The following is an 18,410-nucleotide window of genomic DNA, read 5'->3' as shown; positions in this document are numbered from 1 at the left end:
GTCGTCGTCGCCCACCATCTCGTCGTCGACGGAGTGTCCTGGCGTGTACTGCTGCCCGACCTCGCCGAGGCGGTCGGCAGCGCCGGCGCGCCGCTCACCCCGGTCGGCACCTCGGTGCGGCGCTGGTCGACGCAGCTCGCCGCCCAGGCTGAGTCCCCGGACCGGCTCGCCGAACTCCCCTGGTGGGAAGGGATGCTCGCGCAGAGCACACCGCTCGCCGAAGGGGGACTGGACCCCGAGCGGGACACCTACGCCACCGCCGGCACCTGCACCGTCGAGGTCCCGGCCGATGTCTCCCGCGTCGTCCTCACCGAAACGGCGGGGCTGTACAACGCGGGCGTCGACGACGTCCTGCTCACCGCCCTCGCCCTGGCCCTCACCCGCTGGTCGCCCCGCCCCGCAGACCACGGCTGGGTGCTCGACCTGGAGAGCCACGGCCGGGACGAGGACCTGGTCCCCGGAGCCGAACTGTCCCGCACGGTCGGCTGGTTCACCACCATGTACCCCGTACGCATCGATGCGGGCGACGCCGCCTGGCACGAGGTCACCGCCGGCGGCCCCGCCGTCAGCACGGCGCTGAAGCGGGTCAAGGAGCAGTTGCGCGGCACCCCGGGCAACGGCGCCGGGTACGGGCTCCTCCGCCACCTCGCCGCCGGAGCCGCGGACACGTTCCGCGCGCATCCTTCCCCGCAGCTCGGCTTCAACTACATGGGCCGCTTCACCGCCGCCTCCGCGTCCGCCTCCGCAGACTGGGGCGTCCTCGCAGGCGGTGTCGCCGGGCAGCCCGAGCAGACCCCGCTCGCGCACGTGCTCGACGTCAACGCCGTCGCCCGCCAGGACCAGGACGGCGGGCTGGCGCTCCGCGCCACCTGGACCTGGGCCGACCGGATCCTCGACGGAGCGGACATGCGCGCCCTCGCCGACCTGTGGGTCGAGGCGCTGGCCGGACTCGCCGCCCACACCACCACCCCGAACGTCGGCGGACTCACCCCCACCGACGTCACCGACACGACGCTGACACAGGACGATCTCGACGACCTCGAGCTCGACCTGGCCGACGACTGGGAGAACGACGCATGACCAAGCCGGCCCGGAACATCGAGGACGTCCTGCCGCTGTCCCCGCTCCAGGAGGGCATGCTCTTCCACAGCGTCTACGACGACGCGGGCCCGGACGTCTACACGGCGCAGCTGCGCTTCGACCTCGAGGGCGACGTCGACCGCGACCGCCTGCACGCGGCCGCCACGGCGCTGCTGCGCCGCCACGCGAACCTGCGCGCCGCCTTCGTCCAGCGCAAGTCCGGCGAATGGTCGCAGGTGATCGCCGCCACCGTACGGGTGCCGTGGCGCGACGAGGACGTCAGCGGCGCCGACGACACCGCGGCAGCCGCCGCCGAACTGGCCGAGGCCGCCCGCTGGGAGCGCTTCGACCTGCGCAGGCCGCCGCTGCTGCGCTTCCTGCTCATCCGCCTGGGGGGCGACCGCTTCCGGCTCGTCCTGACCAACCACCACATCCTGTGGGACGGCTGGTCCCTGCCCATCCTGCTGCGCGAACTCCTCGTCCTCTACCGACAGAACGGCAGCGACCGCGGCCTGCCCCGCGTGCGCCCGTTCAAGGAGTTCCTGCGCTGGCTCTCCGCACGCGACCGCGAGGAGTCCGCACGGCTGTGGCGCGAGGCGATGGCGGGCTTCGAGGAGCCCACCCTGCTCGCGCCCGACCGCGACCGCGCGACGCACGTCCCCGAGCAGCTCTCGACGGCCGTCGACGCCGCGACCACCCGCGCACTCACCCAGTGCGCCCGCGACTGGGGCGTCACCCTCAACACGGTGACCCAGGCAGCCTGGGCGCTCGTCCTGTCGAGCCTGATCGGCCGCACCGACGTGGCCTTCGGCAGCACCGTCTCGGGCCGGCCCGCGGACCTGCCCGGCGTCGAGACCATGATCGGCCTGTTCATCAACACGGTGCCCACGCGCGTCGTGCTCGACCAGCGCGAGACCCTGCGCGAGTTGGTGACCCGAGTCCAGGAGGAGCAGTCCAGCCTCGTCGAGCACCAGCACGTCGGACTTGCCGACGTCCAGCGCTGGTCCGGCCACGGAGACCTCTTCGACACGGCGCTGGTGTTCGAGAACTACCCGGTCGACAGCAGCGGTGTCGCCGAGGACGCGGCCGACGAGGGCTTCCGCGTCGTCGACGCCGACGCCTCGGACGCCACGCACTACCCGATGAGCCTCATCGTCGCCCCCCGCGACGAACTGGGCCTCCGGCTCGGCTACCAGCCCGACGTCGTCTCGGCTGCCGACGCGCGCGCGACACTGGACCGCCTCGTCCGGGTGCTCCGGCAGATCAGCGCGACCCCCGACCGCCCCGTCTCGGCCGTGGAACTGCTGTCGGCCGAGGAGTCCGAGCGTGTGGTGCGGGGGTGGAATGTGACGGATGTGGTTGTTCCGTCGGGTTCGTTGGTGGAGTGGTTCGAGGCTCGGGTGGGGGAGCGGGCGGGTGCGCTCGCGGTGGTGTGTGGTGGGGAGCGGGTTGCGTATGGGGAGTTGAACGGGCGGGTCAACCGTCTTGCGCGGTTGTTGGTGGGCCGTGGTGTGGGTGTGGGTTCTGTGGTGGGGGTGGTGTTGCCGCGTTCGGTGGATTTGGTGGCGACGTTGTTGGCGGTGTGGAAGGTCGGGGGTGTGTATGTGCCGTTGGATCCGGAGTTTCCGGAGGAGCGGTTGGCGTATGTGGTGGGGGATGCCGATCCGTTGGTGACGGTGACGGTGGAGGCTCTGGTGCCGCGTCTGCCGGGGCGTGCGCGTTGTGTGGTGCTGGATGATGCCGGTGTGGTGGGGGAGTTGGCGGGTTGCGGGTCGTCGGATGTGGGGGTTTCGGTTTCTTCTGAGGCTGCGGCGTATGTGTTGTATACGTCGGGTTCGACGGGGCGTCCGAAGGGGGTGGTGGTGTCTCGGGGTGCTTTTGAGAATTTTGTGGTGGGGATGGATGGGGTGGTCGGGGTTGGTGTGGGGGATGTGCTGTTGGCGGTGACGACGGTGGGGTTCGATATCGCGGGGTTGGAGTTGTTGCTGCCGTTGGTGCGTGGTGGTGTGGTTGTGGTGGCGGGTGATGGTGTTGCTCGTGATGTGGGTTTGGTGTGTGGTCTGTTGGAGCGGGAGCGCGTGACGGTGGTGCAGGGGACGCCGTCGTGGTGGCGTGGTGTGTTGGATGGTGTGGGTCGGTCGGGTGTGTTGTCGGGTGTGCGGGCGTTGGTGGGTGGTGAGGCGTTGCCGGCGGAGGTGGCGTCGGGTCTGGTGGGTGTGTGTGCTTCGGCGGTGAATGTGTATGGGCCGACGGAGACGACGGTGTGGTCGACGTCGTTCGGGCTGTCGGATGCGGTGGTTGGTGGTGGTGTGCTGCCGATTGGTGGGCCGGTGGCGAATACGCGGGTGTATGTGCTGGATGGGGGGTTGCGTCCGGTTCTTCCGGGTGTGGTGGGTGATTTGTATGTTGCTGGTCGGGGTGTGGCTGTTGGGTATTGGGGTCGTGCGGGTTTGACGGGTGAGCGTTTCGTCGCGGATCCGTTCGGTCCGTCGGGAGCCCGGATGTATCGCACGGGTGACGTTGTCCGTTGGAACGGGGGCGGTGATCTGGTGTTCGTCGGTCGGGCGGATGATCAGGTCAAGCTGCGTGGTTTCCGTATTGAGTTGGGCGAGGTCGAGGCCGTCGCGGTGGAGCATCCGTCTGTTGCGCAGGCTGTGGCGGTGGTGCGGGAGGACCGTCCGGGGGATCGGCGCCTGGTCCTCTACGTGAAGTCTGCGGACGACCGGAGCCCGGCCGACGTACGTCGTCATCTCCAGTCGGAACTGCCGGAGTACATGGTGCCGTCGGTGGTGGTGGAGCTGGATTCGGTGCCGTTGACGCCGAATGGGAAGGTGGATCGTCAGGCGCTTCCGGTTCCGGACTGGGGGGGTGTGTCGGGTGGTTCGCGGGTTGCGGGTGATCCGCGTGAGGAGTTGATGTGTGGTCTCTTCGCCGAGGTGCTCGGTCTTGGGTCCGTGGGTGTGGACGACGGGTTCTTCGTTCTGGGTGGGCATTCGTTGTTGGCGACGCGTCTGGTGGCGCGGGTGCGGTCCGTTCTCGGGGTCGAGGTGCGGATTCGGGATGTGTTCGAGAACGCGACGCCTTCGGCGCTCGTGCGGGTGCTGGAGGAGCGGGCGGGGCGCGTGCGGCCTGGTGTGGTGGCCGCGGCGAGCCGCCCGGCACAAGTCCCGGTGTCGTTCGCGCAGCAACGCCTGTGGTTTCTGCACCAGTTGGAGGGGCCCAGCCCGACGTACAACATTCCGTTGGCGCTGCGTCTGTCCGGCCCCCTGGACGTCGTCGCTCTGCGGGCCGCCCTGGGCGACGTCGTCTCGCGGCACGAAAGCCTGCGCACCGTGTTCGCGGACTCGGAGCTCGGGGGTGTTCAAGTCGTACTCGACGCCGCCGTACCGGAGTTGGCACTGCGGGAAGTGGACAGCGATGAGCTGGACGCCGCGGTGGTCGATGCGGCGCGGTACGCCTTCGATCTCGCGGGCGAGATCCCGCTGCATGCGGAACTGCTCACAGTGGCGGCCGATGAGCATGTGCTGGTCGTGGTGGTACATCACATCGCCGCTGACGGCGGCTCCCTGGGCCCGCTGGCCCGGGCCCTGACGCGTGCGTACGCGGCACGCGTCGAGGGAGGGGCCCCGGTCTGGGCCGACCTGCCGGTGCAGTACGCGGACTACGCGTTGTGGCAGCGTGAGGTGCTTGGTTCGGAGGACGATGCGGAAAGTCTGGTCTCCGAGCAGCTGGCGTACTGGCGCCATCAGTTGGACGGCCTGCCGGAGGAGCTGAGCCTGCCCGTCGACCGCCCCCGCCCGGCGGTCGCCTCACATCGCGGTGCACGGGTGACGTTCGAGATCCCCGAGGAGCTTCACGCCCGACTGCGTGAGTTGGCGCGTGCGCAGGGGTGCAGCATGTTCATGGTGGTGCAGGCGGCGGTGGCCTCCCTGCTGTCGCGTTTCGGTGCGGGCGAGGATGTGCCGATCGGTTCGCCGATCGCGGGCCGTACGGATGAGAGCCTCGCGGATCTGGTGGGCCTGTTCGTCAACACCCTCGTGCTGCGCACCGACCTGTCGGGGAACCCGACGTTCGCCGAGCTACTGGCACGGGTGCGGGAGATGAACCTGGCGGCGTACCAGCACCAGGATGTGCCTTTCGAGCGCCTGGTCGAGGCGCTGAACCCGGCCCGCTCCCTCGCCCGGCACCCCCTCTTCCAGACGATGCTGACCTACAACACCAAGGACGAGCCGGTCGACGCCGCCGTCCCCGGTCTGCGCGTTGGCGGGATGGAGTTCGAGACGACCACGGCCCGGGTCGATCTCGCCTTCTCCTTCATGGACCTCGCCACCGAGGGCCCGGAACGCGCGCTTCGGGGAAGCGTGGAGTACGCCACCGATCTGTTCGACGCCCAGACCGTCGACCACCTCCTTTCCGGCCTGATGCGGCTTCTCGAGCAGGCGACGGCCAAGCCGGCCGCACGGCTCCTCTCGCTCGACGTCGTACCGGCGGATGTGGCCGAGCGTGTGGTGCGGGGGTGGAATGTGACGGATGTGGTTGTTCCGTCGGGTTCGTTGGTGGAGTGGTTCGAGGCTCGGGTGGGGGAGCGGGCGGGTGCGCTCGCGGTGGTGTGTGGTGGGGAGCGGGTTGCGTATGGGGAGTTGAACGGGCGGGTCAACCGTCTTGCGCGGTTGTTGGTGGGCCGTGGTGTGGGTGTGGGTTCTGTGGTGGGGGTGGTGTTGCCGCGTTCGGTGGATTTGGTGGCGACGTTGTTGGCGGTGTGGAAGGTCGGGGGTGTGTATGTGCCGTTGGATCCGGAGTTTCCGGAGGAGCGGTTGGCGTATGTGGTGGGGGATGCCGATCCGTTGGTGACGGTGACGGTGGAGGCTCTGGTGCCGCGTCTGCCGGGGCGTGCGCGTTGTGTGGTGCTGGATGATGCCGGTGTGGTGGGGGAGTTGGCGGGTTGCGGGTCGTCGGATGTGGGGGTTTCGGTTTCTTCTGAGGCTGCGGCGTATGTGTTGTATACGTCGGGTTCGACGGGGCGTCCGAAGGGGGTGGTGGTGTCTCGGGGTGCTTTTGAGAATTTTGTGGTGGGGATGGATGGGGTGGTCGGGGTTGGTGTGGGGGATGTGCTGTTGGCGGTGACGACGGTGGGGTTCGATATCGCGGGGTTGGAGTTGTTGCTGCCGTTGGTGCGTGGTGGTGTGGTTGTGGTGGCGGGTGATGGTGTTGCTCGTGATGTGGGTTTGGTGTGTGGTCTGTTGGAGCGGGAGCGCGTGACGGTGGTGCAGGGGACGCCGTCGTGGTGGCGTGGTGTGTTGGATGGTGTGGGTCGGTCGGGTGTGTTGTCGGGTGTGCGGGCGTTGGTGGGTGGTGAGGCGTTGCCGGCGGAGGTGGCGTCGGGTCTGGTGGGTGTGTGTGCTTCGGCGGTGAATGTGTATGGGCCGACGGAGACGACGGTGTGGTCGACGTCGTTCGGGCTGTCGGATGCGGTGGTTGGTGGTGGTGTGCTGCCGATTGGTGGGCCGGTGGCGAATACGCGGGTGTATGTGCTGGATGGGGGGTTGCGTCCGGTTCTTCCGGGTGTGGTGGGTGATTTGTATGTTGCTGGTCGGGGTGTGGCTGTTGGGTATTGGGGTCGTGCGGGTTTGACGGGTGAGCGTTTCGTCGCGGATCCGTTCGGTCCGTCGGGAGCCCGGATGTATCGCACGGGTGACGTTGTCCGTTGGAACGGGGACGGTGATCTGGTGTTCGTCGGTCGGGCGGATGATCAGGTCAAGCTGCGTGGTTTCCGTATTGAGTTGGGCGAGGTCGAGGCCGCGCTGGAACGCTGTGCGGGAGTTTCCCAGGCCGTCGCGATGGTGCGGGAGGACCGTCCCGGCGACCGGCGTCTCGTGGCGTACGTGCTGGGGTCCGGTAAAGACGTCTCCAGCGCCGAGCTGCGCAGGGGCGTGGGGGAGTGGCTGCCGGAGTACATGGTGCCGTCCGTGGTGGTATTGCTCGATTCGGTGCCGTTGACGCCGAACGGGAAGGTGGATCGTCAGGCGCTTCCGGTTCCGGACCGGGAGGGTGTGTCCGGCGGTTCGCGGGTTGCGGGTGATCCGCGCGAGGAGTTGATGTGCGGTCTCTTCGCCGAGGTGCTCGGCCTTGAGTCCGCGGGCGTGGACGACGGGTTCTTCGCTCTCGGTGGGCATTCGCTGTTGGCGACGCGTCTGGTGGCGCGGGTGCGGTCCGCCCTCGGAGTCGAGGTCGCGGTGCGGGATGTGTTCGAGCATGCTTCACCGGCCGCTCTGGTGCGGGTGCTGGAGGAGCGTGCGGGACGCGTGCGGCCCGGAGTGTTCGCGGTGAGCCACCCGGAGTGGGTTCCGGTATCGTTCGCGCAACAACGTCTGTGGTTCCTCCACCAGTTGGAGGGGCCCAGCCCGACGTACAACATTCCGTTGGCGCTGCGTCTGTCCGGCCCCCTGGACGTCGTCGCTCTGCGGGCCGCCCTGGGTGACGTCGTCACGCGGCACGAAAGCCTGCGCACCGTGTTCGCGGACTCCTCCGAGCACGGGGCGGTACAGGTCGTACTAGGTGCGGCCGTGACCGAGTTGGCCGTGCGCGAGGTCGTCGCGGACGGGCTGGACACCGCCGTGGAGGAGGCGGCGCGTTACGCCTTCGACCTTGCCACGGAGGTGCCGTTGCGAGCAGAGCTTCTGCGGCTCGGCGACGGTGCGCACGTGCTCGTGATGGTGGTGCATCACATCGCCGCTGACGGCGGTTCGCTGGCTCCGCTGGCGCGTGATCTGACGCGAGCGTACGTGGCACGTGTGGCGGGTCGGGAGCCGGTGTGGGCCGAGTTGCCGGTGCGGTACGCGGACTACGCGTTGTGGCAGCGTGAGGTGCTTGGTTCGGAGGACGATGCGGAGAGTCTGGTCTCCGAGCAGCTGGCGTACTGGCGCGCTCAGTTGGACGGCCTGCCGGAGGAGCTGAGCCTGCCCGTCGACCGCCCCCGCCCGGCGGTCGCCTCACATCGCGGTGCACGGGTGACGTTCGAGATCCCCGAGGAGCTTCACGCCCGACTGCGTGAGTTGGCGCGTGCGCAGGGGTGCAGCATGTTCATGGTGGTGCAGGCGGCGGTGGCCTCCCTGCTGTCGCGTTTCGGTGCGGGCGAGGATGTGCCGATCGGTTCGCCGATCGCGGGCCGTACGGATGAGAGCCTCGCGGATCTGGTGGGCCTGTTCGTCAACACCCTCGTGCTGCGCACCGACCTGTCGGGGAACCCGACGTTCGCCGAGCTACTGGCACGGGTGCGGGAGATGAACCTGGCGGCGTACCAGCACCAGGATGTGCCTTTCGAGCGCCTGGTCGAGGCGCTGAACCCGGCCCGCTCCCTCGCCCGGCACCCCCTCTTCCAGACCCTCCTCACCTACAACACCCAGGACCCTCATCGTCCGGTTTCGGCCGATGGGCCGATCGAGGTGTCCCCGTACGCGTTCGAGGTCGACACGGCCAAAACAGATCTCGCGTTCACCCTCACCGAGCGGTCCGACGCCGAGGGCCGGGCGGCCGGCATCGTCGGTAGACTCGCTTACTCTCACGACTTGTTCGACGAGCAGACCGCCGTCCGGCTGGCGTCCGGCCTGCAGCGGCTCCTGACCTCCGTCGTCGAGGAACCGGGACGCCCGGTCCGTACCCTCCCCGTACTGCCCGAGGCAGACCTCGCGCGGATCACACGCGAGTGGAACGACACGGGCGTACCCGCTCCCGCGGTGCCGCTCGTCGAGCGCTTCGAGCGCCAGGCACGGGCCACCCCCGAGGCACTCGCCGTGGTGAGCGCAGAGGGCGCCGCCTCGTACGGCGAGCTGAACGCACGCGCGGACCAGCTGGCCCGTCTGCTGCGGAGCCGCGGTGTCGTCGCCGAATCGTTCGTCGGCGTGCTGCTGCCGCGCGGCACGGACCTCGTCGCCGCGCTGCTCGCCGTGTGGAAGGCCGGCGGCGCCTACGTGCCCGTGGACCCGGAGTACCCCGCCGACCGCATCGGCTACGTACTGACCGACGCGGCACCAGCACTGACCCTCACCACCGGCGCGCTCGCCCCGCTGGTGCCGGAGACCGCTTTCCCCGTGGCGATCGAACTCGCCGATGTGCCGGACGACGTGGCGGACCAGGCACCCCCCGGGACAGCCATGCCGGTCGGGGAGGACTGCGCGGCGTACGTCATCTACACGTCCGGTTCGACAGGACGGCCGAAGGGCGTCGTCGTGTCCCGCGGGAGCGTGTCGACGTACGTCGGCCACGCGGCTTCCTCCTACCCGGACATGGCCGGAGTGTCGCTGGTCGGCTCGTCTGTCGCGTTCGACCTCACCGTGACCGGCCTGATCACGCCCCTCACCACCGGCGGCGCGGTATGGCTGGCGGGGTGGGACGAGCGGACGACCGCGCCGTCCGAGGTCTCCGGCACCGACGGGGTCGCGATCGCGAAGGTGACGCCCAGCCACCTGCCGGTGCTCTCCCTCGTACCGGACGCGATGCGGCCGTCCGGGACGCTGATCCTCGGCGGTGAGGCCCTGGGCGGCGCCGCGCTCGACGGCTGGCGAGCCGCCCACCCGGACGTGACCGTGGTCAACGCCTACGGCCCGACCGAAGCCACCGTGAACTGCTGCCATTTCGTGCTGGCACCGGGAGCGCCGACACCGGACGGAGCGGTACCGGTCGGACGGGCGTTCCCGCACGCGCGGCTGTACGTCCTGGACGAGGGGCTGAGCCCTGTACCGCCGGGTGTGCCCGGTGAGCTGTACATCGCCGGAGACGGTCTGGCCCGCGGCTACTGGCGCCGCCCCGGGATGACCGCCGAACGCTTCGTCGCCGACCCGTTCGGCCCCTCGGGAACCCGTATGTACCGCACGGGCGACGTGGTGCGGTGGGACGCCGACAGCCAGATCGTGTTCGTCGGCAGGGCGGACGACCAGGTCAAACTGCGCGGCTTCCGGATCGAGTTGGGTGAGGTGGAGGCGGCACTCGTCGCGCAGCCGTCGGTGTCGCAGGCCGTGGCGATGGTGCGGGAGGACCGCCCGGGCGATCGGCGGCTCGTGGCGTACATCGTGCCCGCGGGCGTCGCCCCGGACCCGGCGGGCGTACGCGCCGAGGCCGCTCGACGGCTGCCGGAGTACATGGTGCCGTCGGTGGTGGTATCGCTCGATTCGGTGCCGTTGACGCCGAATGGGAAGGTGGATCGTCAGGCGCTTCCGGTTCCGGACTGGGGGGGTGTGTCGGGCGGTTCGCGGGTTGCGGGTGATCCGCGTGAGGAGTTGATGTGTGGTCTCTTCGCCGAGGTGCTCGGTCTTGGGTCCGTGGGTGTGGACGACGGGTTCTTCGTTCTGGGTGGGCATTCGTTGTTGGCGACGCGTCTGGTGGCGCGGGTGCGGTCCGTTCTCGGGGTCGAGGTGCGGATTCGGGATGTGTTCGAGAACGCGACGCCTTCGGCGCTCGTGCGGGTGCTGGAGGAGCGGGCGGGGCGCGTGCGGCCTGGTGTGGTGGCCGCGGCGAGCCGCCCGGCACAAGTCCCGGTGTCGTTCGCGCAGCAACGCCTGTGGTTTCTGCACCAGTTGGAGGGGCCCAGCCCGACGTACAACATTCCGTTGGCGCTGCGTCTGTCCGGCCCCCTGGACGTCGTCGCTCTGCGGGCCGCCCTGGGCGACGTCGTCACGCGGTACGAAAGCCTGCGCACCGTGTTCGCGGACTCGGAGCTCGGGGGCGTTCAAGTCGTACTCGACGCCGCCGTACCGGAGGTGGCGCTGCGGGACATCGTGGCCGAGGAGCTGGACGTGGCGGTCGTGGAGGCGGCGCGGTACGCCTTCGACCTCGCGGCGGAGGTGCCGTTGCGCGCAGAACTGCTCACAGTGGCGCCCGATGAGCATGTGCTGGTCGTGGTGGTGCATCACATCGCCGCCGATGGCGGTTCGCTGGGCCCGCTGGCGCGTGATCTGACACACGCGTACGCCGCACGTGCGGGGGGACGGAAGCCGGTGTGGGCCGACCTGCCGGTGCGGTATACGGACTACGCGTTGTGGCAGCGTGAGGTGCTTGGTTCGGAGGACGATGCGGAGAGTCTGGTCTCCGAGCAGCTGGCGTACTGGCGCGATCAGTTGGACGGTCTCCCGGAGGAGCTGAGCCTCCCCGTCGACCGCCCCCGCCCGGCGGTCGCCTCACACCGTGGCGCACGGTCGAGCTTCGCGATACCTGCCGTGGTGTCGGCGCGCCTGCGTGAGTTGGCGCGTGCGCAGGGGTGCAGCATGTTCATGGTGGTGCAGGCGGCGGTGGCGTCCCTGCTGTCGCGTTTCGGTGCGGGCGAGGACGTGCCGATCGGTTCGCCGATCGCGGGCCGTACGGACGAGAGCCTCGCGGATCTGGTGGGCCTGTTCGTCAACACCCTCGTGCTGCGCACCGACCTGTCGGGGAACCCGACGTTCACCGAGCTGCTGGGTCGGGTGCGGGAGACGAACCTTGCGGCGTACCAGCATCAGGACGTCCCGTTCGAGCGCCTGGTCGAGGCGCTGAACCCGGCCCGCTCCCTCGCCCGGCACCCCCTCTTCCAGACGATGCTGACCTACACCAACCAGCGTCAGCCCGAGCTCGGTGCCGAGATCAGCGGCGTGGACGTCGAGCCGGTCTCCTTCGCCGACGCCACCTCGCGGTACGACCTGACCTTCGAACTCGCCGAAACCGCTCTGGCGGAGGGTGGGTTCGAGATCCGAGGAAGCGTCGAGTTCGCGACCGACCTCTTCGACGCGGGAACCGTCGAGCGCATCACTTCCGGGCTCAACACTCTCCTCGACACGGTTTCCCGTGAGTCGGAGACGCTCGTGCACACGATCGACGTGCTGCCGGCCGATGTGGCCGACCGCGTCGTGCGGGTGTGGAACGAGACGGAGGTCGCCGTTCCGACGGGTTCGCTGGTGGATTGGTTCGAGGAGCACGTCGCTGAGCGGCGGGACGCGTGGGCCGTGGTGTGCGGCGAAGAGCGCCTGACCTACGGAGAGCTGAACGCACGCGTGGAAGGCGTCGCGAGTGTGCTGGCGGGCCGTGGTGTGGGTGTGGGTTCTGTGGTGGGGGTGATGTTGCCGCGATCGGTGGATCTGGTGGCGACGTTGTTGGCGGTGTGGAAGGTCGGGGGTGTGTATGTGCCGTTGGATCCGGAGTTCCCGGAGGAGCGGTTGGCGTATGTGGTGGGAGACGTCGACCCGTTGGTAACGGTGTCCGTGAACGCGCTGGTGGCGCGTTTGCCGGAGGCGTCGCAGCGTGTGGTGCTGGATGCGCCGGAGGTCGTCGAAGAGTTGGCCGACTGGTCCGGTGCGACTCTGCGGCGCTCGGTCCCCTCCGGCTCTGCGGCGTATGTGTTGTATACGTCGGGTTCGACGGGGCGTCCGAAGGGGGTGGTGGTGTCTCGGGGTGCTTTTGAGAATTTTGTGGTGGGGATGGATGGGGTGGTCGGGGTTGGTGTGGGGGATGTGCTGTTGGCGGTGACGACGGTGGGGTTCGATATCGCGGGGTTGGAGTTGTTGCTGCCGTTGGTGCGTGGTGGTGTGGTTGTGGTGGCGGGTGATGGTGTTGCTCGTGATGTGGGTTTGGTGTGTGGTCTGTTGGAGCGGGAGCGCGTGACGGTGGTGCAGGGGACGCCGTCGTGGTGGCGTGGTGTGTTGGATGGTGTGGGTCGGTCGGGTGTGTTGTCGGGTGTGCGGGCGTTGGTGGGTGGTGAGGCGTTGCCGGCGGAGGTGGCGTCGGGTCTGGTGGGTGTGTGTGCTTCGGCGGTGAATGTGTATGGGCCGACGGAGACGACGGTGTGGTCGACGTCGTTCGGGCTGTCGGATGCGGTGGTTGGTGGTGGTGTGCTGCCGATTGGTGGGCCGGTGGCGAATACGCGGGTGTATGTGCTGGATGGGGGGTTGCGTCCGGTTCTTCCGGGTGTGGTGGGTGATTTGTATGTTGCTGGTCGGGGTGTGGCTGTTGGGTATTGGGGTCGTGCGGGTTTGACGGGTGAGCGTTTCGTCGCGGATCCGTTCGGTCCGTCGGGAGCCCGGATGTATCGCACGGGTGACGTTGTCCGTTGGAACGGGGGCGGTGATCTGGTGTTCGTCGGTCGGGCGGATGATCAGGTCAAGCTGCGTGGTTTCCGTATTGAGTTGGGCGAGGTCGAGGCCGTCGCGGTGGAGCATCCGTCTGTTGCGCAGGCTGTGGCGGTGGTGCGGGAGGACCGTCCGGGGGATCGGCGCCTGGTCCTCTACGTGAAGTCTGCGGACGACCGGAGCCCGGCCGACGTACGTCGTCATCTCCAGTCGGAACTGCCGGAGTACATGGTGCCGTCGGTGGTGGTGGAGCTGGATTCGGTGCCGTTGACGCCGAATGGGAAGGTGGATCGTCAGGCGCTTCCGGTTCCGGATTGGGGGGGTGTGTCGGGTGGTTCGCGGGTTGCGGGTGATCCGCGTGAGGAGTTGATGTGTGGTCTGTTCGCCGAGGTGCTCGGTCTTGGGTCCGTGGGTGTGGACGACGGGTTCTTCGTTCTGGGTGGGCATTCGTTGTTGGCGACGCGTCTGGTGGCGCGGGTGCGGTCCGTTCTCGGGGTCGAGGTGCGGATTCGGGATGTGTTCGAGAACGCGACGCCTTCGGCGCTCGTGCGGGTGCTGGAGGAGCGGGCGGGGCGCGTGCGGCCTGGTGTGGTGGCCGCGGCGAGCCGTCCGGCTCAGGTCCCGGTGTCGTTCGCGCAGCAACGCCTGTGGTTTCTGCACCAGTTGGAGGGGCCCAGCCCGACGTACAACATTCCGTTGGCGCTGCGTCTGTCCGGCCCCCTGGACGTCGCTGCTCTGCGGGCCGCCCTGGGCGACGTCGTCACGCGGCACGAAAGCCTGCGCACCGTGTTCGCGGAGGGCGAGGCGGGAGCGTCTCAGGTCGTACGGGGTTCCGTCGCGCCGGAGCTGGCCGTACAGGACGTCGACGACGCGTCCTTGGATGCTGAGGTCCTGAAGGCCGCGCGGTACGCCTTCGACCTGGCCGCCGAGATCCCCCTCCGTGCCGAACTGCTGCGTGTGGCCGCCGAGGAGCATGTCCTTGTCGTCGTGGTGCACCACATCGCGGCCGACGGCGGCTCCCTGGGCCCGCTGGCGCGCGACCTGACGCGCGCCTACGGAGCACGCGTCGACGGACGGGCCCCGGAGTGGGCCGAACTTCCCGTGCAGTACGCGGACTACGCGCTCTGGCAGCGCGACGTACTGGGTTCGGAGAATGACCCGGAGAGTCTGGTCACCGCACAACTCGCCTACTGGCGTCGTCAGCTGAGCGAACTTCCGGAGGGTCTGAGCCTCCCGACCGATCGCCCTCGTCGCACCGCCGCGTCGCACCGGGGCGCCCGGGTGACGTTCGAGATACCGGCCAACGTGAGCGACCGCGTGCAAGAGTTGGCGCGGTCGCAGGGGTGCAGCATGTTCATGGTGCTGCACGCCGCCGTGGCGTCCCTGCTGTCGCGCTTCGGCGCGGGCGAGGACGTGCCGATCGGTTCGCCGATCGCGGGCCGTACGGACGAGAGCCTGGCCGACCTGGTGGGCCTGTTCGTCAACACCCTCGTGCTGCGCACCGATCTCTCGGGCGACCCGACGTTCGCCGAGCTACTGGCACGGGTGCGGGAAACGGACCTGGCGGCGTACCAGCACCAGGACGTGCCCTTCGAGCGCCTGGTCGAGGCGCTGAACCCGGCCCGCTCCCTCGCCCGGCACCCCCTCATCCAGATTCTCATCACCTATAACACCCACTCCCAGACGCAGCAGTTGACGGACGAGGCTGCGGGCCCGACGACCGTCTCCGCGTACCCGTTCGCCGCCGACACGGCACGCATGGACCTCGCGTTCACGTTCACCGAACGCCCCGGCGGCGACGGCATCACCGGCCTGCTGAACTACGCCACCGACCTATTCGAGGAGGAGACCGCCGCCCGGCTGGTGTCGGCGCTGCACCTGCTGCTCGGCGCGGTCGTCACCGATCCGCACCTGCCGGTGTCCCGCGTCCCGGTTCTCCCGCAGGACGAGGTCAAGCAGATCGTCCAGGGCTGGAACGAGACCGGCGGTACGGCGGCCACGCGGCTTTCCGTCGTCGAGCGGTTCGAGCGGCAGGCGGCCGCCACCCCCGACGCGGTCGCCGTCGCCTCGGGTGCCGACGGGATCAGCTACGCCGAGCTCAACGCGCGGGCCAACCGGATCGCCCGCGTCCTGGGCGAACGCGGTGTCGGCACCGAGACGTTCGTCGGCGTGCTGCTGCCGCGCGGCACGGACCTCGTCGCCGCGCTGCTCGCCGTGTGGAAGGCCGGCGGCGCCTACGTACCGGTCGACCCCGACTACCCTGCCGAGCGCGTCGACTACATCCTCGGTGACGCGGCCCCCGCGCTCACCCTCACTACCTCCGCCCTCGCCGCCCATGCCCCGGGCGCTCTACTGGAGTTGGACAGCCCGGAGGCGGTCCGCGCCCTCGACGCCGCCGACCCGGCGGACCGCAGCGTCGCGGCTCCGCAGTCCGCCGCGGCGTACGCGATCTACACCTCCGGATCGACCGGCCGCCCCAAGGGCGTCGTCGTGTCGCGACAGGGGGTGGCCGCCCACCTGGCGTTCGCGACCGGGGCGTACCCCGACATGGCGGGCGTGTCGCTGGTCGGCTCGTCGGTGGCGTTCGACCTCACCGTGACGGGCCTGTACACGCCGCTGCTGGTGGGCGGCTGCGTCTGGCTGGGGGAGTGGGACGCCGACGAGCCGGTGCCGCCCGCCGTCACCGCCGCGGGCGGGACGAGCGTGGCGAAGGTGACCCCGAGCCACCTGTCCGTACTGCCTCTGATGCCGCGGCAGATGGTGCCCACCGGCACCCTCGTCGTCGGCGGCGAGGCGCTGAGCGGTGCCGTTCTCGACGGCTGGCGGGCCGACCACCCACAGGTCACCGTCGTCAACTCGTACGGCCCGACCGAGACCGCGGTCAACTGCTGCCAGTACGTGCTGCGTCCGGGCGAACAGGCGCCCGCCGGGGACGTGCCGATCGGCCGTCCGCTCCCGCACGCGCGGGCGTACGTGCTCGACGGCTCGCTGAGCCCGCTGCCGCCCGGCGTCGCGGGCGACCTGTACATCGCCGGCGCCGGAGTCGCACGCGGCTACCGAGGGCGCGCGACAGCGACGGCGGAACGCTTCGTACCCGACCCGTTCGGGGAGCCCGGCACGCGGATGTACCGCACCGGCGACGTGGCGCGCTGGACCCGCGACGGGGAGCTGGTCTTCGTCGGCCGAGCCGACGACCAGGTCAAGGTCCGCGGCTTCCGCATCGAGCTCGGCGAGATCGAGACCGCGCTCGCCGCACACCCGGCGGTCACCCGGGCAGTGGCGGTCGTGCGCGAGGACCTGCCCGGCACGCGCCGGCTCCTCGCCTACGCAGTCACCGACGAGGACACCGGCGAGCTCCGCGGGCATCTGCGCCGCAGCCTCCCCGCGTACATGGTCCCCGCGAGCGTCATCGCGCTGACCGAGCTGCCGCTGACACCCAACGGCAAGGTGGACCGGGCCGCGCTACCCGCGCCCGTGGACGCCGCCGCGCTGTCGCGGGCGCCGCGCGGGGAGCGCGAGGAGCTGCTGTGCGGGCTTTTCGCCGAGATCCTCGGGCTCGCGGAGGCTGGAGTCGGCGTGGACGACGGCTTCTTCGAGCTGGGCGGTGACAGCATCCTGTCGATCCAGCTCGTCTCCCGCGCCCGGCGCAGCGGCGTCGGCCTGTCCGTGCGGGACGTCTTCGAGCACCAGAGCCCGGCGGCCCTCGCCGAGGTCGCGGACTGGTCGGGTCAGGGCACCGCGGCGGACGTGGTGGACGAGCCCGTCGGCACGTTCCCGCCGCTGCCCATCGTGGCGCGCATGGTGGAACGCGGCGGCGACTGGCGCGGCTACAACCAGTCGCGCGTGGTGCGCACCCCGGCGGGCCTGACCGAACCGGCGCTGCTGCGCGGCGTGCAGACGCTGCTGGACCACCACGACGTACTCCGCTCGCGCCTCACCGTCCCGTCCGCCGACGGACCCGGTGCTCAGCGCGCCCTGGAGTCCGAGGTGCTGCCCGTCGGCGCCGTACGGGCCGAGGACTGCGTCGTCCGCGTGGACGTGGTCGGCGGAGCGGGGGAGGACGACTGGTCCGCCCTGGTACGTACGGAGGCGGCACGGACCCGCGAGGCACTGGACCCGGCCGCCGGGGCGATGGTGCGGCTCGTCTGGCTCGATGCCGGTCAACTCAGCCCTGGAGCACTGGTGATCGTGGCGCACCACCTCGTCGTGGACGGGGTTTCCTGGCGGGTGCTGCTGCCCGACCTGGCCAAGGCGGCCGGGCCGGGGGACACGGCCCTGGCGCCCGTCGGCACGTCGGTGCGCCGCTGGTCGACGGAGCTCGCGGCACAGGCCGCGTCCCCGGAGCGACTGGCGGAGCTTCCCCGGTGGGAGTCGGTGCGCGACACCACCCCGCTCGTCGGCAGCGGCGCCCTCGACCCCGTACGGGACACCCACGGCACGGCGGGGCACCGCACCACCGAGCTGCAGCCCGAGCTGACGCGGACCGTGCTGACCCGCACGGCGGGGTTGTTCAACGCCGGTGTGGACGACGTCCTGCTGACGGGCTTCGCCCTGGCGCTCACGCGCTGGGCGGGCCGCGAGGAGCACTCCTGGGTGCTGGACCTGGAGAGCCACGGCCGCGACGAGAACCTGCTGACCGGTGCCGAACTGTCCCGCACCGTGGGGTGGTTCACCACCCAGTACCCGGTCCGGCTGGAGGCCGGACCCGTGACCTGGAGCGACGTCACCGCGGGCCGCGAGGCGGTCGGCGAGGCGATCAAGCGCGTCAAGGAGCAGCTGCGCGGCACCCCGGGGCGGGGCACCGGATACGGGCTGCTCCGCCACCTCGCCCCCGGCGCCGCCCGGATTCTGGCAGCCCACCCGCAGCCGCGGATCGGTTTCAACTACCTGGGCCGGTTCACCACCTCCGCCACCGACGAGGCGGGCGGCGACTGGACGGTCCTGGCCGGCGGCGTCGCGGGCCAGCCCGCGACCGCACCGCTCGCCCACGTCCTGGACGTCAACGCCGCCGCCCAGCAGGACCCCGACGGCGGCCTCGTCCTGCGCGTGAACTGGACCTGGGCGAGCCGACTCCTGCCGGAGGCCGAGGTGGAGGCGCTGGCCGGCCTGTGGGCGCAGGCCCTGGCGGGCATCGCCGCGTACACCGAAGACCCGGGGGCCGGCGGACTCACCCCGGCCGACGCGGCGCTGACCTCGCTGAGCCAGGAAGAGCTGGACCTGCTCGAAGACGATTGGGAGATCTGA

General features: G+C 70.1%; 2 protein-coding genes (1 of these 2 only partly in view). Both read left to right on the top strand.

Going from position 1 to position 18,410, the window contains the following annotated elements:
* Positions 1 to 1,080, top strand: the final stretch of a protein-coding gene (locus tag N7925_RS01075; protein ID WP_274342717.1) for a non-ribosomal peptide synthetase. Its footprint begins 11,199 nt before the window's first position; only the last 1,080 of its 12,279 coding nucleotides appear in the window; its start codon lies off the left edge, out of view; the stop codon is at positions 1,078 to 1,080.
* Entirely contained in the window at positions 1,077 to 18,410 is a 17,334-nt protein-coding gene (locus N7925_RS01070; RefSeq protein WP_274342716.1) for a non-ribosomal peptide synthetase, read from the top strand. The genes N7925_RS01075 and N7925_RS01070 overlap by 4 nt, the downstream gene beginning before the upstream one ends.

This window comes from Streptomyces sp. CA-278952 (genome assembly GCF_028747205.1).
Classification (GTDB): Bacteria; Actinomycetota; Actinomycetes; order Streptomycetales; family Streptomycetaceae; genus Streptomyces.
The sequence above is the reverse complement of the archived record's forward strand: the minus strand, read 5'-3'. Positions and strand labels throughout refer to the sequence as shown.